The following is a 16,850-nucleotide window of genomic DNA, read 5'->3' as shown; positions in this document are numbered from 1 at the left end:
CCTATCTGCGTGCACTTCTTACAGCGAATGGACGTGAGGGGAAGTGATGACATTTGGCGCCAATGATCTGATCGAAGGGCTGAGCCGGGTTTTGGCGCGCGCAGGCATGGAAGCTCCGGTCGGGCTGGAGCGGCTGACCGGCGGTGCGACTATGGAGAGCTGGCGGTTCTTCAGCGACAGCGAGGGCTTCGTCCTGCGCCGTGCGCCCAGCCTGAAGTTTATGAATGATCGCCCGTTTGGTCACGATACCGAGGCAGCAGTGATCCGCGCCGCAAATGCTGCCGGTATGACCGCGCCTGAGGTTATTGCGGAGCTACAGCCGGAGGACGGCATTGGCAGCGGCTTCGTGATGCGCGCATTGCCGGGCACGGCCGACCCTAAGGTGATCCTGCAGTTTGACGAGGCGGATGCTCTGCTGCGAGAGGCGGCGCAGGACCTCGCCCGTATTCACTCGCTGACCCGCGATGATGTGCCCGATGCGGTGCCGGTGATGGACTACCGAGAGGCCATTGCCGATCTGCGCGCGCAGTTTGAGGAGGCGGGCGGCGACCGCCCGATCATCGCGCTGGGTCTGAAATGGATGGAGGACAATTGTCCTGAGCCTTGCGAACCCGTGCTCAATCACGGTGATTACAGACTCGGCAATTTGCTGGCGGAGGAGGGGCATCTTACGGGGGTGCTTGATTGGGAACTCGCGCATTTCGGCGATCCGCATGAAGACCTGGCCTTTGGCTGTATGGCGGTGTGGCGGTTTGCGCGGTATGATCGGCCTGCCCTCGGGCTTGGCTCGCTGGAGGCTTACTTTGCCGCATATGAGGCCGAGAGTGGCCACACAGTCGACCCTGCCCGCTTCCGTTATTGGCTGATCCATCGCACTGTGTGGTGGGCTCTGGGCTGCCTCAAGATGGCGCAATTTTGGCGCAGCGGTGAGGACCGCATGCTGGAGCGCGTGGTGATCTCTAGGCGCACGAGCGAGCAGGAGCTCGATTTGTTGATGCTGCTGGAGGAAGACGCGCCGGATGGAGAGCGCGCGCAGAAAGTTGATCCGGACATCTCTGCCGCAGCTGAACGCGGTGAAGCGACCACAGGAGAGATGGCGGCCGCGATCTCAGAATGGTTGGCCACGCTTAAAGATAAGGTCGAAGGACATGATCGTTTCCAGCTTGCGGTGGCGCGTAATGCTCTGGGCATGATCACACGAGACGACGCCATTCTGCCGCCGCATTCGGATTACGAATTGGTGCAGGACATTCTAAGCGGTGACGAAACGCTGGCATCACCAGGTCTTCTTGCCGAAATGAAGGAAGCAGCGCTGGAAAAGCTGACGGTGGATGTGCCGAAATACCCTGCGCTTGAAGCGGCGTGGAAATTATGGACTGGAGAAGACTAAATGCACTTCGCAATTCCCACCGACCTTCAAGCTTATCTTGATGAACTCGACGCCTTTATCGAGGCCGAGATCAAACCGCTCGAAAACGCCGACGACAATATCCGCTTCTTCGACCACCGCCGTGAGCATTCGCGCACCGATTGGGATCGTGGGGGCCTGCCGCGCGAAGAGTGGGAAGAACTGCTCAAGGAGGCCACGCGCCGCGCCGATGCTGCCGGACACTGGCGTTTCTCAGCACCTGCTCAATATGGCGGCAAAGACGGATCGAACCTCTGGATGGCGGTAATCCGCGAGCACTTTACGAGGGCGGGTCTCGGCCTGCACAACGACCTTCAGAACGAGCACTCGATCGTCGGCAACTTCCCCTTTGTCGCTATGTTCGATCAATGGGGGACCGATGAGCAGAAACAGGAATTCATCCTTGGAGGTTTCGAGCGTAGAACGCGCCTCGCCTTTGGCCTTACCGAGCCGCATCACGGATCTGACGCCACCCATATGGAGACACACGCAGTGCGTGAGGCACGCGACGGTGTCGATGGCTGGCTGATCAATGGCGAGAAGATGTGGATCACCGGCATGCACGCCGCGACCCATTGTGCGATGTTCGCGCGCACTGGCGGCGCGGCGGGCGATGCCAGCGGCATCACCTGTTTCCTGGTCCCCAACCCTAATCCCGGCATCAAGATCGAGGAGTGGATGTGGACCTTTAACATGCCCACTGATCACCCGCGGCTTTCGGTCAAGGACGTGTGGGTGCCGGACAGTGCGATCCTTGGCGTGGAAGGGCGCGGTCTCGCACTGGCACAGAGCTTCGTCCACCAGAACCGCATCCGGCAGGCGGCGAGTTCTTGCGGCGCGGCGATGTTCTGCATCGACGAGAGTGTGAAATACGCACGGGAGCGCAAACCTTTCGGCGAGGAACTGGCGAAAAACCAGGCGATCCAGTTCCCGTTGGTCGAGCTGGCCACGCAGGCCGAGATGCTGCGTCTGCTGATTTTCAAGACTGCGTGGGAAATGGATAACATGCCGCATGAAGAGATCGAACGGACGATCTCCGACAAGGTCTCGATGTGCAACTACTGGGCTAACCGGCTGTGTTGCGAGGCGGCGGATCGGGCGATGCAGGTCCATGGCGGCATCGGCTATTCGCGGCACACGCCGTTCGAACATATCTATCGCCACCACCGCCGCTATCGGATTACGGAGGGCAGCGAGGAAATTCAGATGCGCAAGGTGGCGGCCTATCTGTTTGGCTATTTGGGGCCGAAACGCGGGCAATTCGACTAACGACTTCTATCAAGCTCTAGCAATATCGTTGCGCCGCGCTAGTCTCAGTCCCAACACAGGGAGAGACTTACCATGCGCCGCTTCGCACCTCACGTTATTGGCACCCTTCTCGCGGGTTCCATGCTCGCCATGCCCGGCGCGGCCCTCGCGCAGGACGACAAAGAATGGGACATCGAAGCGCCTAAGGGTGCGACAGTCGAACAAGTGCCGATTGAGACCGATGAAGGCACGTGGATGGACGTGGACGTCGCGCCCGATGGCGACACGCTCGCCTTCACCATGCTTGGCGATATCTACACCATGCCGATCACCGGCGGCACGCCTACGCGCATTGCCGAAGGGCTAAGCTGGGAAGTGCATCCGCGCTTTTCGCCTGATGGCTCGCGCATTGCCTTTACCTCGGATCGCGGCGGGGCGAACAATATCTGGGTGATGAATGCCGATGGCTCTGACAAACGTCAGCTGACCAAGGAAGAATTCCGCCTGCTCAATCAGCCAACCTGGTCGCCGGACGGGCGCTTTATTGCGGCCAAGAAGCATTTTACGACGCAGCGTTCGCTCGGCACGGGTGAGATCTGGATGTACCACATTTCTGGCGGCGGCGGTGTGCAGGTGGTGAAGCGCGCCAGCGAAGCCTTGCAGAAAGAGCTGGGTGAGCCGGTGTTCGCGCCCGATGGCAAGGCGATTTACTACACGCGCAACACGACACCGGGTAACACCTTTATCTATGCGCAGGATTCCAATGCCGGTATCTTTGCGATTGAACGGCACGATCTGGAAACAGGCGAAGTGACCACGGCGGTCGATGGTTATGGCGGCGCGGTGCGCCCTGCGCCTTCGCCTGACGGAACTGAGATCGCGTTTGTGCGGCGCGACAAAGACACTTCGCAATTGTGGGTCAAGGAAATCGCCAGCGGGCGGGAGCGGATGGTTTACGGCGCGCTAGACCTCGATGTGCAGGAAACCTGGGCGGTAACCGGGGTCTATCCCAATATGGATTGGACGCCTGATAGCCAGTCCATCGTGTTCTGGGCGGGCGGCAAATTGAACCGCGTGAACCGCGATGGGTCTGGCCATGCGGTGATCCCATTCAGTATCAGCGACACGCGCGGCATTGCCGACGCGCCGCATCCTGAGATCGAGGTCTCGCCTGATCGCTTTGCCACCAAGATGGCGAAGTTCGGCACATTGTCCCCTGATGGCAGCCGCGTGGTGTTTGAGAGCCTTGGCAAGCTCTATACGAAGTCCGCGCGGGGCCGAGACGCAGCCCGTCCTTTGATCGGCGGCAGCGATGATGCTGTCGAAGCCTATCCCGCTTACAGCCGCGATGGATCGCGCATCGCGTTCGTCCGTTGGACGGACGAGGGGCTGGGTCAAATCCTTGTCGCCAATGCTGACGGTTCGGGCGCGCGGGTAATCTCTCAGCAGCCAGGGCATTACGCTAATCTCGCCTTTTCACCTGATGGCGCCATGGTCGCCTATGAAAAGCGCAGCGGCGGCTATCTCACCGCGCCGGAATTTTCCGAGAACACCGGAATCTATCTGCAGGCCGTTGGCGGCGGCGCGCCCAAAATGGTCGCCCGCTCCGGCTCGCGCCCGCAATTCGGCGCGGATGCGACCCGCATTTTCATGATCGGCCGCGATGGCGACAAGCTGGCTCTCATGTCGGCCGACTTTGATGGCGAGAAAAAGCGCACCCATGCAACCGGCACTCTGGTCAATGATTTTCAGGTTTCGCCGGATGGCAAAACCATCGCCTTTCGCCAGAATTACGAAGTGTTTGCCATGCCGGTTATTCCGGGCGGCAAGCCGGTCGATGTGAACGAGACCAAGGGACCTGTTCCGGTTACCAAGGTGTCTAGCGGCGGGGCGGATTACCTCGGCTGGGCGCGCGGAGGAGAGACCCTGTTCTGGTCGATCGGGCCGGAGCTGAAGCAAACGCAAGTTAGCGATTTCTTCCGCAACGCGCCCAAGGGTGAGGATGACGCAGATGGTTATGAAGAGCCGGACAGCGGCATTTCGATGGCGGTCACAATTACCGCTGAAAAGCCCAGTGGCACGGTTGTCATTACCGGCGCGAAAGTACTGACTATGGCCGCTGGGCTGGGCACCCAAGACGCGGGTATGATCGAGAACGGCGTGATCGTGATCGAGGGCGACCGGATTGCGGCGATTGGCGCGGCGGGCGAGGTGGCCATTCCCAGCGGCGCGACAATGGTCGATGCCAGCGGCAAGGTGATCATGCCTGGCTTTGTCGATGCGCACCATCATGGCCCCCACGGCACGGGCGATTTGGTCCCGCAGCAGAACTGGAGCCTCGTGCAAGATTTAGCGCTCGGCACTACGACGACGCACAACCCCTCGAGCAATTCCAGCCTGATCTTTGCTTCAGCCGAGCGGCAGATGGCGGGCACGTTGCTCGCCCCGCGCATCTTTTCTACCGGAGAGATCATCTACGGTGCGAAGGCTCCGAGCGTGTATGCGCGGATCGACTCTTACGAAGATGCGCTCGCGCATGTCCACCGGATCAAGGCGCAGGGCGGCATTTCGGTTAAGAACTACAACCAACCCCGGCGCGACCAACGCCAGATGGTGGCGCGCGCAGCGGCTGAAGAGAATATGCTCAACGTCGCCGAAGGTGGCTCGCTGTTCGGGATGGATATGAACCTCATCGCGGATGGCAATTCGACTATCGAGCACAATGTACCGGGCGATGTGCTTTACGAGGACGTGCTGCAATTCTTCGGCCAATCAAACTCGAATTACACCCCTACGCTGAATGTGACTTATGGTGGGCTTGCCGGCGATCCTTATTGGCGGCAGGCGACCGACGTGTTCGATCATCCGTTGATGATCCACACCCCGCCCAAGGTGCTGCTCGCGGCCACCGCGCGGCGGACTAAGGCACCCGAATGGGCATTCGTTGACGACAACGCTGCGCGCGAGGCGAAGAAGATTTCGGATCGCGGCGTGAAGGTTTCTATCGGCGCGCATGGTCAGCAACCTGGCATTGGTGCTCACTGGGAAATTTGGACCTTTGCGCGCGGCGGGATGACCCCGGTTGAAGCGCTCAAAACCGCAACTATTTGGCCTGCGGAATCGCTGGGTATGCAAAAGGACGTGGGCAGTCTTGAAGTCGGCAAGCTAGCAGATTTGCTGGTGTTGAGCGCTGATCCAACTGCCAATATCCGCGACACAGACAAAATCGAAAGCGTAATGATCGGCGGCCGGATGTACGACACCGCGACTATGCAGGAAGTCGCAACCGGCACTGGTGGGCGCCGCGCCTATTGGTGGGAAAGCGGCCAAGGAGGCAATGCTGGCGGATCAGAGGCGGCGACCCATGCGGGCGGCGGCCACAACCACGGAGACGGTGATGGGGGCAGTCAATAGAGGCTAATCCGCTTCGATCAGAGTGCGCAGATCCTTCAGAGCCTTGGCTCTGAGTTGGTGCACGCGCGGGACGCTGACCTCCAAAATCTCAGCGATCTCGGTGAGGTTCATTTCCTAAACGAAGAACAATTGCAGCACCAGCTTTAGCCGGTCTGGCAATTCGGTCATGGCCCGGATCAAGCGCTCGCGGTCTTCCATGTCTGAAAGGACCTCGAATGGGTCTGGATCGTCGCTGGCAAAGGCCGTGCTGGTTTCATCATATTCCTCTGAGATTGAGGTGACGGTGACGCCGGACGCCTCAATCTCCAGCAATTCGGCATCGGATATTTTCAGGCGATCTCCGATTTCTGCGCGGCTGGGTTCGCGCCCCAGTTCTGCGCGCAATTCGCTCAGTGCAGCCTCGTAATAGGCGCGTTTCTTCCGCGCTGTGCGGCTGTCGTTCATCAGCTTGCGGATCTGATCGAGCATTGCCCCGCGCACCCGAATTTTCGCATATGCGGCAAAGCCGTCTTCGGTCGGGCCGGAATGCCGCATGGAGCATTCGGTGAGCGCGATGACACCGACCTGCATCAGGTCTTCAACCTCTAATCCCTCGCGGCCCATCCCATAGACATGCCAGGCTGTGCTGCGGACGAGCGGCATGAAGCGGCGAACGCGGTCGTCTATCTCTGCCCGGTTTGAAGCACCATAGCCCGCCACCCCGGTGGGCGCGGTTCTCGTAAAGCTGCTGGGATCGTGTTTCATGCGGCCATTGCTCCTGGCTCGTCTTGGGCGGCCGTCGCCGCTGTTTCATCTGGTAAAGCGGCGGCAGGCGGCGCGGTTTCAGTCTCCGCGCCAATCACGCCGACCACCTCGACCGGCTGGGTCGTTGGCAATTCGTTGATCGACAGCACTAAACAGCGCGGAACCCGCTGATTGAGCAGGGTAGCAATCGAACGGCGTACAGGCGGTTGAACAATCAGTGCAATCGGTTCGCCTTCTGCCTCCAAAATCCGGGTGAGTGTTTCGGCAATCATGCTGCCGCATTCCGGCTCGATCAGCGGCTGGCCCGTGGCGGGATCCGGCACGCTGCCGAGGATCGCGGCCTCGAGGTTGGCATCCAGGGTCGCCACCCTCAGCCGTGCACCCGGCTCACAAATTCGCGCGATCAGCTTTGCGCCCATATCGGCGCGCACCGCATCGACCAGCAGGTCAAATTCCTGTGTGCGTTGCAGGGCGAGCGCGAGGCTGGTGAGGACCGCTTGTGGATGGCCTAGGCCAATTCCATCGGCGATCAAGGCACGGAAGATGCGGGTGATCGCGGCCAGTGATAATGGCTCTGGATGGACGGTTTCAACGAGGCTGGGTGAGCTTTCTTTGAGCGCATCTAGCAATTCGCGCACTTCCTCAGGTCCGAGGAGTTCCTGGGCCTGTGCGAGCAGTGCTTGATTGGCATGGGTGGCAATGACTGTGCTGGGATCGACGGTCAGGAAACCTTCCGCAATCGCATGGTCACGCTCGCGCGGCTCGATCCAGATTGCCGGGCAGTCAAAGCTTGGGTCGCGCGTTGCCTCGCCGGTTAGGCCGTGGCCCTGGCGGACATCGCCTGCGTCAATCGCCAGCAAACGGTCGGGGCGAACTCGGCCGTGAGCGAGGCTGACCCCGCCCAGCAGAACTTCGTAATCCTGTGCGCCCATTTCGACCTCAACCGAAACTAGGGGGATAGGATATGAGGCCATTTTCTCAAAACCCCGCTGCGGCGTATCGCAAGGTCGACCTTGATGCCCGGATTGAAGCATCCGGCGGCGATGACCTGACCCGGATATGTTTGGAGGAGGCTGTAGCGGCATTGCGTCAGGCTGAGCTTGCCTGCGCAGCGGGCGGCAAAGCCGCGCGCGATCCCTTGTCCCGCGCGCATGGGATCACCCTTTGGCTGTGCCGCGGAGTAGCCTCCGACAATCCTTTGCGCGCAGCTTTGGTGCAATTCTATGGCGGTCTAGCGGCGCAGATCCGGCGCAATATGACCCAGCCGATCCTGGCCGAAATTGTGACCGTCCGCGGTGATCTAAACGATCTTTTGCAAGCGACACAAGCTGTGCGCACCCCAGGCAGTGTCAGTGACAGTATCCCCGAGGCGGCATAGTCGCTGGAGCACAAGCGTGCATCAGGGCAGCAGAGCCTCAGCGATAATCCGTGCGGCATCCTCTGGATATTCCAGTGGGTGAAAGTGCGTACGGTCTGGCCTGTGCATGTCGGTTGCATTGGGCATTGCTGCCGCTAGTCCGGGCCACGTTGGCGAGGATTTGAAGTCGTTCAGCCCAGTCTGCTTTGCCCGCACAATCAGCACCGGAATGGCGACCTTGGAAGCGGCTGCATGAATGCCGCTGTTGCTGCGGCTGCTTGCATAGACACCCGCCTCAACCTCTGGCGAGCATGCGAGTTCCATTCCATCGCGATTCTCAGCAGGCACGAGCCCATATCGGCAATAGTCGGCGAATACACGGCGGTCGAACAGGCTGTAGGGCTCGCGGTCCTCAAATCGCTCCATCATCGCCTGGACCGTGGCAAATTCGCGCTTTCGCCGGACCGCGGGATGAGGGTTGTTGGCGGTGAACAGGTCTTGCTCCAGTTCATAGAACTCGGGTGGCAGCACGGTTGGGTCAAACAGGATATGCTGTTTGAAGAGATGTGGATGGTCATGCGCTGCCTGTAGCAATGCATGCGCACCCATCGAATGCCCAATGCCTATCACCTGACTCAGGTCGAGGTGGGCTAGCATGGCCGCAATGTCATCGGCGATTTCAGCCCAATTGGCGATTGGTCCACCTTCTGATTGGCCGTGCCCGCGCAGATTCAGCGAGATAATTCTTCGCTCAGGAAAGCGTTCGATGATCGGATCAAACACTCGGCCATGGAAGCCGGTTGCATGCGCAAAGACAAGCGGTGATCCGCCGCTCTCTGGGGCGCCTGGCCACTCCCAATAGGCTAGGTCGCAGCCCCCAATTTCGACTGTCTTCAACGCAGGTCTTCTCATGCCCTGTGCTGTAAAGCCCTCAAATCAGGACGCAACACTTGCTGCTTCCACTGGAGCGGGGGCGGGTTCTTTGGGCAGGGTAATCTTCAACAAGAAGAAGCCCGCCAGAGCCGACACCAGCGATCCCGACAACACGCCGAGCTTGACCGCATCAACCTGAGCTGGGTCTGCAAAGGCCAGGTTGCCGATGAACAGGCTCATGGTGAAGCCGATGGCTGCGAGCAGAGAGAGGCCGTGGATCTGCTTCCAGTTTACTCCTTCTGGCAGCTTGGCGATTCCGACTTTCACAGCGACAAAGGCAAACCCGAAGACGCCGATTTGCTTGCCGATCAACAGGCCAAGCGCGATGCCTAGCGGCAGCGGTGCGGCGAGATCAGCCGGAGAAATGCCCGACAGGCTGACGCCAGCATTGGCAAAGCCGAAGATTGGGATGATCATGAACGCAACCCAAGGGTGCAGAGCGTGCTCCATCCGCAGCAGCGGCTCTGAGCCGCCGCGCGCGGCCAACGGGACGGTCATCGCTGCGGCAACGCCGGCCAATGTTGCGTGCACGCCAGATTTCAGCACAAAGACCCACATCACAATGGTCAGCAGCACGTAGGGAATGCTGGAGCCGATCCGCATGCGGTTGACCGCTATCAGGGCGGCAAAGGCAATCGCAGCACCCACCAGCATATCGGTGTCGAGCGTGCCTGAGTAGAACAGGGCGATGATGGCAATCGCGCCGATATCATCGATTACAGCAATCGCGAGCAGCAGGGCTTTGAGCGCAACGGGCACTCGCGGGCCAAGCAATGACAAGATACCCAGCGCAAAGGCGATGTCTGTCGCCGCTGGGATTGCCCAGCCAGCTTGGTTTACCGGGGTTCCGGAATTGATCGAGAGGAAGATCAGCGCCGGGATTGCCATGCCGCCAATTGCTGCGACCAATGGAAGTGAGGCTTTGTCCCAGCTAGATAGCTGGCCCTGGATAACCTCGCGCTTCACTTCCAATCCAATTAGGAAGAAGAATACCGCCATCAGGCCGTCATTGATCCACAGGATCAGCGCCTTATCGATTGCGAAGTTGCCGACGGCGACGGTCACTTGCGTATTCAAGCCATCGAAATAGGCGGCCGCGAAGGGCGAATTCGCCGCCAGCAGGGCTAATGCCGCCGCCGCGATCAGGACTATGCCGCCCGCGCTTTCCTGTTTGAGGAAGTCGCGTAGGGCTTCGCTCACTTTGTTAATCACGTATTGGTTCCCTTAGGTGGAAATGTGCATTTCGTTTCTGACCCAACGCTTGAAGGTGCCGCTGTTTCCCGAAATTCGGAGTGAATGCATCGTATTTGTATAAGGCGCGGAGATTGCGCAGCTACCCGCTTAGCCAGTGTGCGACCAAGCCAGTACCGATTGCCGTTGCGACGCCGCCTGCCAGCGCTAGGCACATGAACGCTCTGAATGTCGATCCACCGGCATTGCCCGCTACTGGTTTGTCGAACTTCGCCGCGCCAGTGATCATCGAGCCGATGAGATTGCGCTTGCCAAGGAATTGGTATCCAAACACTGCGAGTAAGTGCAGCGCAATCAATGCGACGAGTACCCAGAAGCCTGTTTCGTGCCAGTCGGTGAGCCAGTCCGCCGTCATCACTCCGACCAGCGAATTGAGCGGCCCTGTCGCGCCGTCATATGGGTCACCAGCGAACAGCCCCATGCTGGCCTGAGCGAGCATTACCAGAAGCAAAGCCGCAACGCTCCACCCGCCGGACGGGCTATGACCGATGGCCAAAGGGCTGCGTTTATAACGCCCAAATAGGTCTTGCAGACCTGCCCACGGCGAGCGAAGGAAGCTGTTGAAGCGCGCCGTCTCGCTGCCGACCAAGCCCCACAGGATACGGAACAGCACCAATGCGAGAAGTACGAGGCCCAGTGCGCATGTGCCAGCCCATCTCGCCGTTTTCGGCGGTCCACCACATTGCCGGGACGAGCAGTGCAAACCCCCAATGCGAGAGCCGCACAGGCCAATCCCAAATCGGTGTTTTCTGACGCAACATGGATCATTCCTGAGCCAGTTCGAGGCAGGCCCTTCTCGCAGATGGCAACCTCACAACACGGCCCAGCCAGAGTGCCTCACTCAGTCTTTGTCGAGGCGGAAGTTGTCGTGGCAGGCCTTGCAAGACCCGCCCATGTTCTTCACCCCTTCGCCGACTGCGGCCATATCGCCTGTGCCAGCGGCTGCGGCCAAAGCGGCACTGGTGTCGACCAGCTTTTGCGCGGCGACTGCGAACTCTTCAGGTTTCTCCCAAATGCTCTCCAGCGCTTCGGTATCCGCGCCTGAGTCTACGCCTGTACCCTCTGGGAAGTGCTCCTGGATCCTTTGCGCATTGGCGTTGATCGTGCCCGCACTCGCCTCGATCACGCCGAAGTCTGGCGCGCCGGCTTCCAACTGGCCGCGGATCGCCTTGAATGCGTCGCCGATTTCTTCAAAGTTGCCCTGCCGCACCTCAATGATGGAGGCGTCTTCACTGGCGATCTCTACCGCCTCGGGCGCCGCTGCGTCGTTGGCGGCTTCGCCGCAGGCGGCCAATGCGCCAATCATTGCGAACGCAAAGACAGGGCGGGAAAGACGGTTGGACGACATAGGGCAGTTCCTGGTGCAATGGTGTGACGGCCAGCCCCCTATCACGTTTGTGGCTGAAATGCCTTGGTAATTTTGCAAAACCCTCGAACTGGATGGTTTCAGCTTGGAACACATATACGATTTGCAAAAGTGTGACTTTTGGAATTTCACGCTTAAGAACAATTGCTTAATCCCACACAAACTGCCGGATGTGTGACTTTTGGCGATTGCTCGTTCCAGACCTGGAAAATGGCCGTAGGAATGGTGTTTTGGCAAGATCATCATGTCGGCTGAAATAGCAAAGCGCGGATACGTAGGAAATCTTTCGATAGGTGTGCCGCGTCTCCGATAGCCCTCGTACCAGCCTAGTTTTAGGCGCCAGATGATTGCGGCATGGGTACGCCGAATTTCCATTTGTCGCGGAATGCCTTGGTCTCAGTTAAGTGTCGCGCTGTTTCGCGCTGATGCAGCCAAGTTCCGCCGACAATTGCTGCGCCGCCGATGGCCGACAAGGCAGTCACCGTACCGAGAGCAATTTCTGGGGTCTCAGGTATCACCAAGGCGCTGATGCAATAGCAGATCACGAGCATTCCACAGACAGCAACGGGCGCTCCGATCCAGCTGCGCGAAAATGCGACCCGATGCTCATCGATATATTGCTTAGATGGTGCGCGCCACAATTCTCGCCATAGTTCAAAATCAGTCCAGGGCAGATCCTTACCCAATTTCTTAAGCCGCCTTTGATGGAACAGGGTACCAAATATAAGGAGCAACAAAACGACTCCAGTCGGTGTTGCTGTCATTGTTGCATAGGCCAAATCAAGCACGTCATCTTCTACCTGTCTAGCGAAGTGCCCTGACAGGCTAATTAATTGCAGCCCTGCAGCGAAAAGTGGCCAAACCCTGTTCGCATTAAGTGCAATCGCACCAAACCCAATGAATCCGATTGCATCAACTAAAAGAGCAACAGTATTGACCTCCCAAAAGTCGGGTGAAATTGACGAATAAGCGATACTTTGTATGATCACAGTGGAGACAAGGAATGAGGCACCGGTGCGTTCCGGTGCCCCACCAAGCCAAGCAGACAATGCTAAAGCTAGCACAAAGACACTGAAAAACAGTGCAATGCTAGGTTCAGTAATGTCTGGCAGCAAAATCTTAGCTCGCTATTTTTAGGACTGGAGCTGGCTGGGCATCAGCTGCTCTGTCAGGACAGATAAATGGAACTTCGGCCTGTTCTTTGATCAGCCTATCCATTGCCGAGTGCGCCAAAGCAAGGCTTTTGCGCGCTTCAGCGACACTGCGCATCGCATCGGTCAGGTGACTGATCGGACGTTGGCCGTCGATGACGTCAACATCCATCTCAATCCGAGCCTTGGTTGCGAGGCTGAGTAGTTCGCCGATTTGCCCCAGATTAGTATCTGTGTCAGCCGCCAGCAGGTGATTAAGGTCGCTGATTTGATTGGCAAGTTCGAGGTCTTGTGCTGTCATTTTCATAAAATTCTCCATGCGCACCATCGTGCTTGGGGGTTGCAGGCATGGTCAGAGAATATCACCAACTGTGACGCTGATTGCGGTTACAATCAGGGCTGTAGCGGCGATGGTAAAGGCGATCGTGAAGATCACCAATAGCCGCCACCACGGGCCGTATTTTCCATCCAATACCTCAAGGCGCGAAGGCGGAAAATCGAGCGACGAATAGTCATCAGTGGCCAAATTTGGCGGGGCTGGTCGATTTTCTTGAACCGCGTCTTGGCCACCCAATTGGTCAAATTCAGGCTCTGGATCGAGATGGGAAAACCCATATGTGGTTTGACCGCATATTGCGCGCAGGCGAACATATTCGCGGATGGTGGATGCGCGGTCAGTGGTCTCAAGCTTTGCCTTCACATATTGAAAGCGTTGCTCAATGGTGCTGGGCGAGAGGCCCAGCTTTCGGGCGATTTCTTTGTTCGGCAAATGAGCCGCGGCATGCTCCATCACTTCCGTCTGACGGTCGGTCAAACTGGCGAGCAAGTCGGCTGCGTGTTGCCGCTGGATGGTCAGGGGATCTGGATTCGTCACGTATCACGGTTAACGGCATCGCCCGATTCGGGCAAAATCGTTTGGCTAAGATACGTTGGGAATTGATCGCTTCCTGAATGTGTGGCAGTGGGAAAAGCGTGTCTTCGCGGGGTTAGGCGAACCTCAACACACCGAAAAAACGGTCACTTTTACGTAAGATGATGCTAAGACATTGGCGTCCTCCGGCTCGCTTTAGATTGTTTCAGAAACGGTACGGCAGTCGCAGGCCAACCACCATATCAGGGCTGTCATCGGTGAGCCCAATTCCAACGGTCGAAACCAGTGAGAGCTGTTGTCCCAGCGAGAATGTGGCACCCAAATTAACCAGCGCGACATTGGCCTGGCTGCCGACGATGCGCTGCCACTCCTGCCCCTCCAGGCGGATACGCGAGCGAGCAACCACGCGCTGTGAGTAAGACATGGAAATGCTCGATCGATCATTGAGCGCAAAGGCCAGGCCAGCCCCGAGTTGCACGGCGTCGCCAACATCGACCCGGCCCGGTTGCGGGCCGGGGCTCTCGTCAATGTCGCCAAAGTTACGCTCAAAATTGCGGAAGTAATTCACGCTGCCAAACACCACCAGGGGATCAAGCGATTTGAGCACGGAGACGCCAAGCGATGCGCCGTAAACGCCGCTGCCCGTGGCGAGTTTTTCCGGTACCTGTAAATTGCCTTCACTGCCGACAACTTCAACAAAATCAATCCCAAACGGCTCTTGCCCGGTCGGCACTTTGACCCGGCCGCTGAGCACGACATTCGGGCGGCGCAGCGTTTCGGCGAGCAATTGATAGCTCGCACCGACGCTCATATCGCCTAGCCCGCCATCGCTAACGCTGGCCTCAATTGGCGCATTCGCTGCGCCGCCAGCTCCGCCACTGCGGAAGGTCGATGTGCGGTAGAGGAATGGTGCGCTGGCATCGAGGAACAGCTTGTCATTCACGCCGTAACGCAACGTGGCCTCGCTGGTGAAGATGTCAGCGTCCACCTCGTCAATGCTGATCGTGCCGAGGAAGATTGCATCCAATGCCAGGAAGCCATCGAGGTTGATTCGTGCGTCGCTGAAGCGGGAATAGCCGACCGATAGATCAGCGCCCCAGCGGCTGGTCTGGAGGCCCTGTTGTTCCTGCACGATGTCTTCCACGGCTGCGGAGGCATCAGGTGCCTTTTGAACGCTCTCCTCCTCTGCCTGATCGCTCAGTCCGGGGGCTTGGGCGGCGTCTTCGGCCTGCTGGATTTGCACCAGCCGGGCCTCGCCTTCTCGGGTAAGCGTAGGGTACGCCCCGCGGAAGTTATCAAGTGAGGGATTGAGCGTCATTGGCCGGGTCTGCGCAGGCATAGCGCGGCCTCTGATGGTCAGCGCTTCGTCCGGCGAAATTGGTTCTGCCTCAATGTGCAGCAGCCGCTCTTCTAACGCTTGCAAACGTGCATTGGCGCGCGCCTCTCGCTCCTCCATCTCGGCAACTTGCGCGCGCAATTGCTCGACCTCGGTCTCAAGGTCCTGAGCAGATGCCGAAAAAGGCAGCGTGAGCGCGGCCGCGCTGCTCGCGATCAAGGCGGCTCGTGTAAATGTGCGGTCCATGACTTTCGTCCTCTTACCTGACGACCCGTCTGGTTAAGCTCATCCGTGGTTACGGATTGAGCAGTGTCCAAAGCGTGGCCGGATCGGGCACGCCGGTCTCAAAAAGATCACTCTGTTTCTGAAAGGCGAGCAGCGCATCGCGCATTTGCGGCGAGTAGCTGCCGTTTTCCTCGCCCTCATACAGCCCGCGTGAGCGCAGGGCGGCCTGAGTGCGGCGCAGGATCGTCTTGTAAACAAAGGCGCGGTTCTCGCCTGAGCCCACCTCGACCATTGGCGAATAATCGGCGACGCGAACTGGGCGCAGGGCCGAGACCATTTTTTGCGCCACGCCGACGATCGTATCCTCAGGATTGTCGGTGCAGTGCTTTTCCAGGATCAGGTCAAACGCCGCCGCATTGTGCCACGGCGATAGATCAAAGGTGTTCGGTTCATAGCGGTTGGCAGCGCTGAGATAGCCCTCAACAAACCCGATGAGACGTTGGAATTCTGCTGAGCCTTTGTCGCTGCGCGCATCGGTGAAAGCGGCGCAGGTCAGCCGGCCCGGCCCTTCGACGGCGAATTGCCCGCTGGCGTTTTCTGCCTGGGCTGGGGCGGATGCCGCAAACACAGCCGCCGCCAGCGTGATGAGAGAGAGTTTTTTCATGGCCTTACCACCTTTGAAAATTGCTGCTTAGAAACCGTGGCCGCGCATCACGGACAGGGCCTCTGTCGCCCGCACGGCGTTGAAATCGGTCGATCCAATGTCCGTCCCAATGATGATCGCGGCGGTATTGCCGACCAGATTGCCATCGCTGTTGATCGTGGTCTGCTGTAGCATCCGGCCGAGATCACCGCCGACGCTTTGCAGCGCGCTGTCGCTGCCACCATTACCGGACAGTGCGAGCGCCAGCTCGTTGGTGCCGACGCGGAATTCCAGAGCATCGCCATCGGCGAACGAAGTACCGGTTGTCTCGGTAATCGGGGTGAGACCATCGGTGTTTATCGCCGCGATGTCTGAAGACGGAACCAAAGCGATTTGCATGCCATTGATCGCCGAGTTGTCTGCTCCTGCGATGATATTCGCTTGCGCTGCGCCCTGCGTGCTGCCGAGCTCACCCACGGGCAGCACCTCTTGCGCTGTGATGACGGGGGTGTAGCCGGAATGGCTGTCTGTCACATCCATGGCTGGGTCGCCCTCACGGGTCCAACCCACCAGCAATTGCGGAGCTGGATCGCCGCCGCTGCCGCTGTCCAGAAAGCTGACATTGAACATCAGCCGTGCGGTCGTGGTGATCCCGCTTTCATCCTGCCAACTGGTGACCATGGAAATGCCAAAGAACGATACCTCGCCTGGCCGGATGAACTTGCCGCGCACCTCGCCCAGTTCCTCGTCATCCACCGGCGCGCCGAGATCGCCCAGCGAAGCGAAATGATCTTTCGCAGCCGCTGGTGCAGAGCCCGCTGCGTAAACCAGTGAAATGGAGAGTGCCGCTGCTGTGACACTCGATTTTAGAGCCGTTTGTCTGGCTGTTGGCGTGCGCATGGC

At 58.9% G+C, this 16,850-nt stretch carries 17 protein-coding genes; 4 read left to right on the top strand and 13 right to left on the bottom strand.

Going from position 1 to position 16,850, the window contains the following annotated elements; all coding sequences use genetic code 11:
- The first annotated feature begins 46 nt into the window (after nucleotides 1-46).
- From AC0V6O_RS13810 to AC0V6O_RS13800, 3 genes are all read left to right on the top strand, one after another.
- A complete protein-coding gene (locus AC0V6O_RS13810; protein ID WP_486144893.1) occupies nucleotides 47-1,390 on the top strand; it encodes a phosphotransferase in 1,344 nt (447 codons plus the stop codon).
- Nucleotides 1,391-2,677, top strand: coding sequence for an acyl-CoA dehydrogenase family protein (locus AC0V6O_RS13805; protein WP_486144891.1), 1,287 nt, complete (start codon nucleotides 1,391-1,393; stop codon nucleotides 2,675-2,677).
- A gap of 72 nt (nucleotides 2,678-2,749) precedes the next feature.
- On the top strand, nucleotides 2,750-6,070 hold the full coding sequence (locus AC0V6O_RS13800) for an amidohydrolase family protein (protein ID WP_486144889.1): 3,321 nt from the start codon (nucleotides 2,750-2,752) through the stop codon (nucleotides 6,068-6,070).
- Nucleotides 6,071-6,073: 3 nt separating this feature from the next.
- Here AC0V6O_RS13800 and AC0V6O_RS13795 read toward each other — a convergent pair whose 3' ends face one another.
- Genes AC0V6O_RS13795 through AC0V6O_RS13785 form a run of 3 tightly spaced genes read right to left on the bottom strand, consistent with a single transcriptional unit; the run spans nucleotide 6,074 to nucleotide 7,788 of the window.
- Nucleotides 6,074-6,181, bottom strand: a complete 108-nt coding sequence (locus AC0V6O_RS13795; protein ID WP_486144887.1) for a sigma factor-like helix-turn-helix DNA-binding protein — start codon at nucleotides 6,179-6,181, stop codon at nucleotides 6,074-6,076.
- A 3-nt stretch (nucleotides 6,182-6,184) separates the two neighbouring features.
- Entirely contained in the window at nucleotides 6,185-6,814 is a 630-nt protein-coding gene (locus AC0V6O_RS13790; RefSeq protein ID WP_486144885.1) for a sigma-70 family RNA polymerase sigma factor, read from the bottom strand.
- Nucleotides 6,811-7,788: an FHIPEP family type III secretion protein gene (locus AC0V6O_RS13785; protein ID WP_486144883.1), complete on the bottom strand. Its 978-nt coding sequence runs from the start codon at nucleotides 7,786-7,788 to the stop codon at nucleotides 6,811-6,813. The genes AC0V6O_RS13790 and AC0V6O_RS13785 overlap by 4 nt, the downstream gene beginning before the upstream one ends.
- Here AC0V6O_RS13785 and AC0V6O_RS13780 point away from each other — a divergent pair.
- On the top strand, nucleotides 7,779-8,192 hold the full coding sequence (locus AC0V6O_RS13780; protein ID WP_486144881.1) for a hypothetical protein: 414 nt from the start codon (nucleotides 7,779-7,781) through the stop codon (nucleotides 8,190-8,192). The genes AC0V6O_RS13785 and AC0V6O_RS13780 overlap by 10 nt on opposite strands.
- A 21-nt stretch (nucleotides 8,193-8,213) precedes the next feature.
- Here the strand turns inward: AC0V6O_RS13780 and AC0V6O_RS13775 are convergent, their stop codons facing one another.
- From AC0V6O_RS13775 to AC0V6O_RS13730, 10 genes are all read right to left on the bottom strand, one after another.
- Nucleotides 8,214-9,083, bottom strand: coding sequence for an alpha/beta fold hydrolase (locus AC0V6O_RS13775; protein ID WP_486144879.1), 870 nt, complete (start codon nucleotides 9,081-9,083; stop codon nucleotides 8,214-8,216).
- A 24-nt stretch (nucleotides 9,084-9,107) separates the two neighbouring features.
- Entirely contained in the window at nucleotides 9,108-10,316 is a 1,209-nt protein-coding gene (gene nhaA, locus AC0V6O_RS13770; RefSeq protein ID WP_486144877.1) for a Na+/H+ antiporter NhaA, read from the bottom strand.
- Between the two features lie 121 nt (nucleotides 10,317-10,437).
- The gene (locus AC0V6O_RS13765; RefSeq protein WP_486144875.1) at nucleotides 10,438-10,968 is read right to left on the bottom strand and encodes a cytochrome b/b6 domain-containing protein; all 531 of its coding nucleotides are present in this window, start codon (nucleotides 10,966-10,968) and stop codon (nucleotides 10,438-10,440) included.
- 228 nt (nucleotides 10,969-11,196) lie between these two features.
- Nucleotides 11,197-11,703 (bottom strand): c-type cytochrome, encoded by a 507-nt coding sequence (locus AC0V6O_RS13760; protein WP_486144873.1) that lies wholly within the window; start codon nucleotides 11,701-11,703, stop codon nucleotides 11,197-11,199.
- A gap of 350 nt (nucleotides 11,704-12,053) precedes the next feature.
- Nucleotides 12,054-12,836 carry a hypothetical protein gene (locus AC0V6O_RS13755; RefSeq protein ID WP_486144871.1) on the bottom strand — a complete coding sequence of 261 codons (783 nt, stop codon included), beginning with the start codon at nucleotides 12,834-12,836 and terminating at the stop codon, nucleotides 12,054-12,056.
- A 4-nt stretch (nucleotides 12,837-12,840) separates the two neighbouring features.
- Nucleotides 12,841-13,179, bottom strand: a complete 339-nt coding sequence (locus AC0V6O_RS13750; RefSeq protein ID WP_486144869.1) for a hypothetical protein — start codon at nucleotides 13,177-13,179, stop codon at nucleotides 12,841-12,843.
- 45 nt (nucleotides 13,180-13,224) lie between these two features.
- Nucleotides 13,225-13,746 carry a LuxR C-terminal-related transcriptional regulator gene (locus AC0V6O_RS13745; RefSeq protein WP_486144867.1) on the bottom strand — a complete coding sequence of 174 codons (522 nt, stop codon included), beginning with the start codon at nucleotides 13,744-13,746 and terminating at the stop codon, nucleotides 13,225-13,227.
- Nucleotides 13,747-13,948: 202 nt separating this feature from the next.
- A complete protein-coding gene (locus AC0V6O_RS13740; protein WP_486144865.1) occupies nucleotides 13,949-15,325 on the bottom strand; it encodes a transporter family protein in 1,377 nt (458 codons plus the stop codon).
- A gap of 49 nt (nucleotides 15,326-15,374) precedes the next feature.
- Entirely contained in the window at nucleotides 15,375-15,968 is a 594-nt protein-coding gene (locus AC0V6O_RS13735; protein ID WP_486144863.1) for a peptidoglycan-binding domain-containing protein, read from the bottom strand.
- Between the two features lie 27 nt (nucleotides 15,969-15,995).
- Nucleotides 15,996-16,847 (bottom strand): hypothetical protein, encoded by an 852-nt coding sequence (locus tag AC0V6O_RS13730; protein WP_486144861.1) that lies wholly within the window; start codon nucleotides 16,845-16,847, stop codon nucleotides 15,996-15,998.
- Between the last annotated feature and the right edge of the window lie 3 nt (nucleotides 16,848-16,850).

Source organism: Erythrobacter sp. JB2-19 (assembly GCF_057365005.1).
The sequence above is the reverse complement of the archived record's forward strand: the minus strand, read 5'-3'. Positions and strand labels throughout refer to the sequence as shown.

What these genes read in the sequence shown, in the direction of transcription:
- AC0V6O_RS13795 (WP_486144887.1), bottom strand. Translation starts at nt 6,181, where the DNA reads ATGAACCTCACCGAGATCGCTGAGATTTTGGAGGTCAGCGTCCCGCGC.
- AC0V6O_RS13780 (WP_486144881.1), top strand. Translation starts at nt 7,779, where the DNA reads ATGAGGCCATTTTCTCAAAACCCCGCTGCGGCGTATCGCAAGGTCGAC.
- AC0V6O_RS13740 (WP_486144865.1), bottom strand. Translation starts at nt 15,325, where the DNA reads ATGGACCGCACATTTACACGAGCCGCCTTGATCGCGAGCAGCGCGGCC.
- AC0V6O_RS13750 (WP_486144869.1), bottom strand. Translation starts at nt 13,179, where the DNA reads ATGAAAATGACAGCACAAGACCTCGAACTTGCCAATCAAATCAGCGAC.
- AC0V6O_RS13785 (WP_486144883.1), bottom strand. Translation starts at nt 7,788, where the DNA reads ATGGCCTCATATCCTATCCCCCTAGTTTCGGTTGAGGTCGAAATGGGC.
- AC0V6O_RS13730 (WP_486144861.1), bottom strand. Translation starts at nt 16,847, where the DNA reads ATGCGCACGCCAACAGCCAGACAAACGGCTCTAAAATCGAGTGTCACA.
- AC0V6O_RS13775 (WP_486144879.1), bottom strand. Translation starts at nt 9,083, where the DNA reads ATGAGAAGACCTGCGTTGAAGACAGTCGAAATTGGGGGCTGCGACCTA.
- AC0V6O_RS13810 (WP_486144893.1), top strand. Translation starts at nt 47, where the DNA reads ATGACATTTGGCGCCAATGATCTGATCGAAGGGCTGAGCCGGGTTTTG.
- AC0V6O_RS13800 (WP_486144889.1), top strand. Translation starts at nt 2,750, where the DNA reads ATGCGCCGCTTCGCACCTCACGTTATTGGCACCCTTCTCGCGGGTTCC.
- AC0V6O_RS13760 (WP_486144873.1), bottom strand. Translation starts at nt 11,703, where the DNA reads ATGTCGTCCAACCGTCTTTCCCGCCCTGTCTTTGCGTTCGCAATGATT.
- AC0V6O_RS13735 (WP_486144863.1), bottom strand. Translation starts at nt 15,968, where the DNA reads ATGAAAAAACTCTCTCTCATCACGCTGGCGGCGGCTGTGTTTGCGGCA.
- AC0V6O_RS13805 (WP_486144891.1), top strand. Translation starts at nt 1,391, where the DNA reads ATGCACTTCGCAATTCCCACCGACCTTCAAGCTTATCTTGATGAACTC.
- AC0V6O_RS13790 (WP_486144885.1), bottom strand. Translation starts at nt 6,814, where the DNA reads ATGAAACACGATCCCAGCAGCTTTACGAGAACCGCGCCCACCGGGGTG.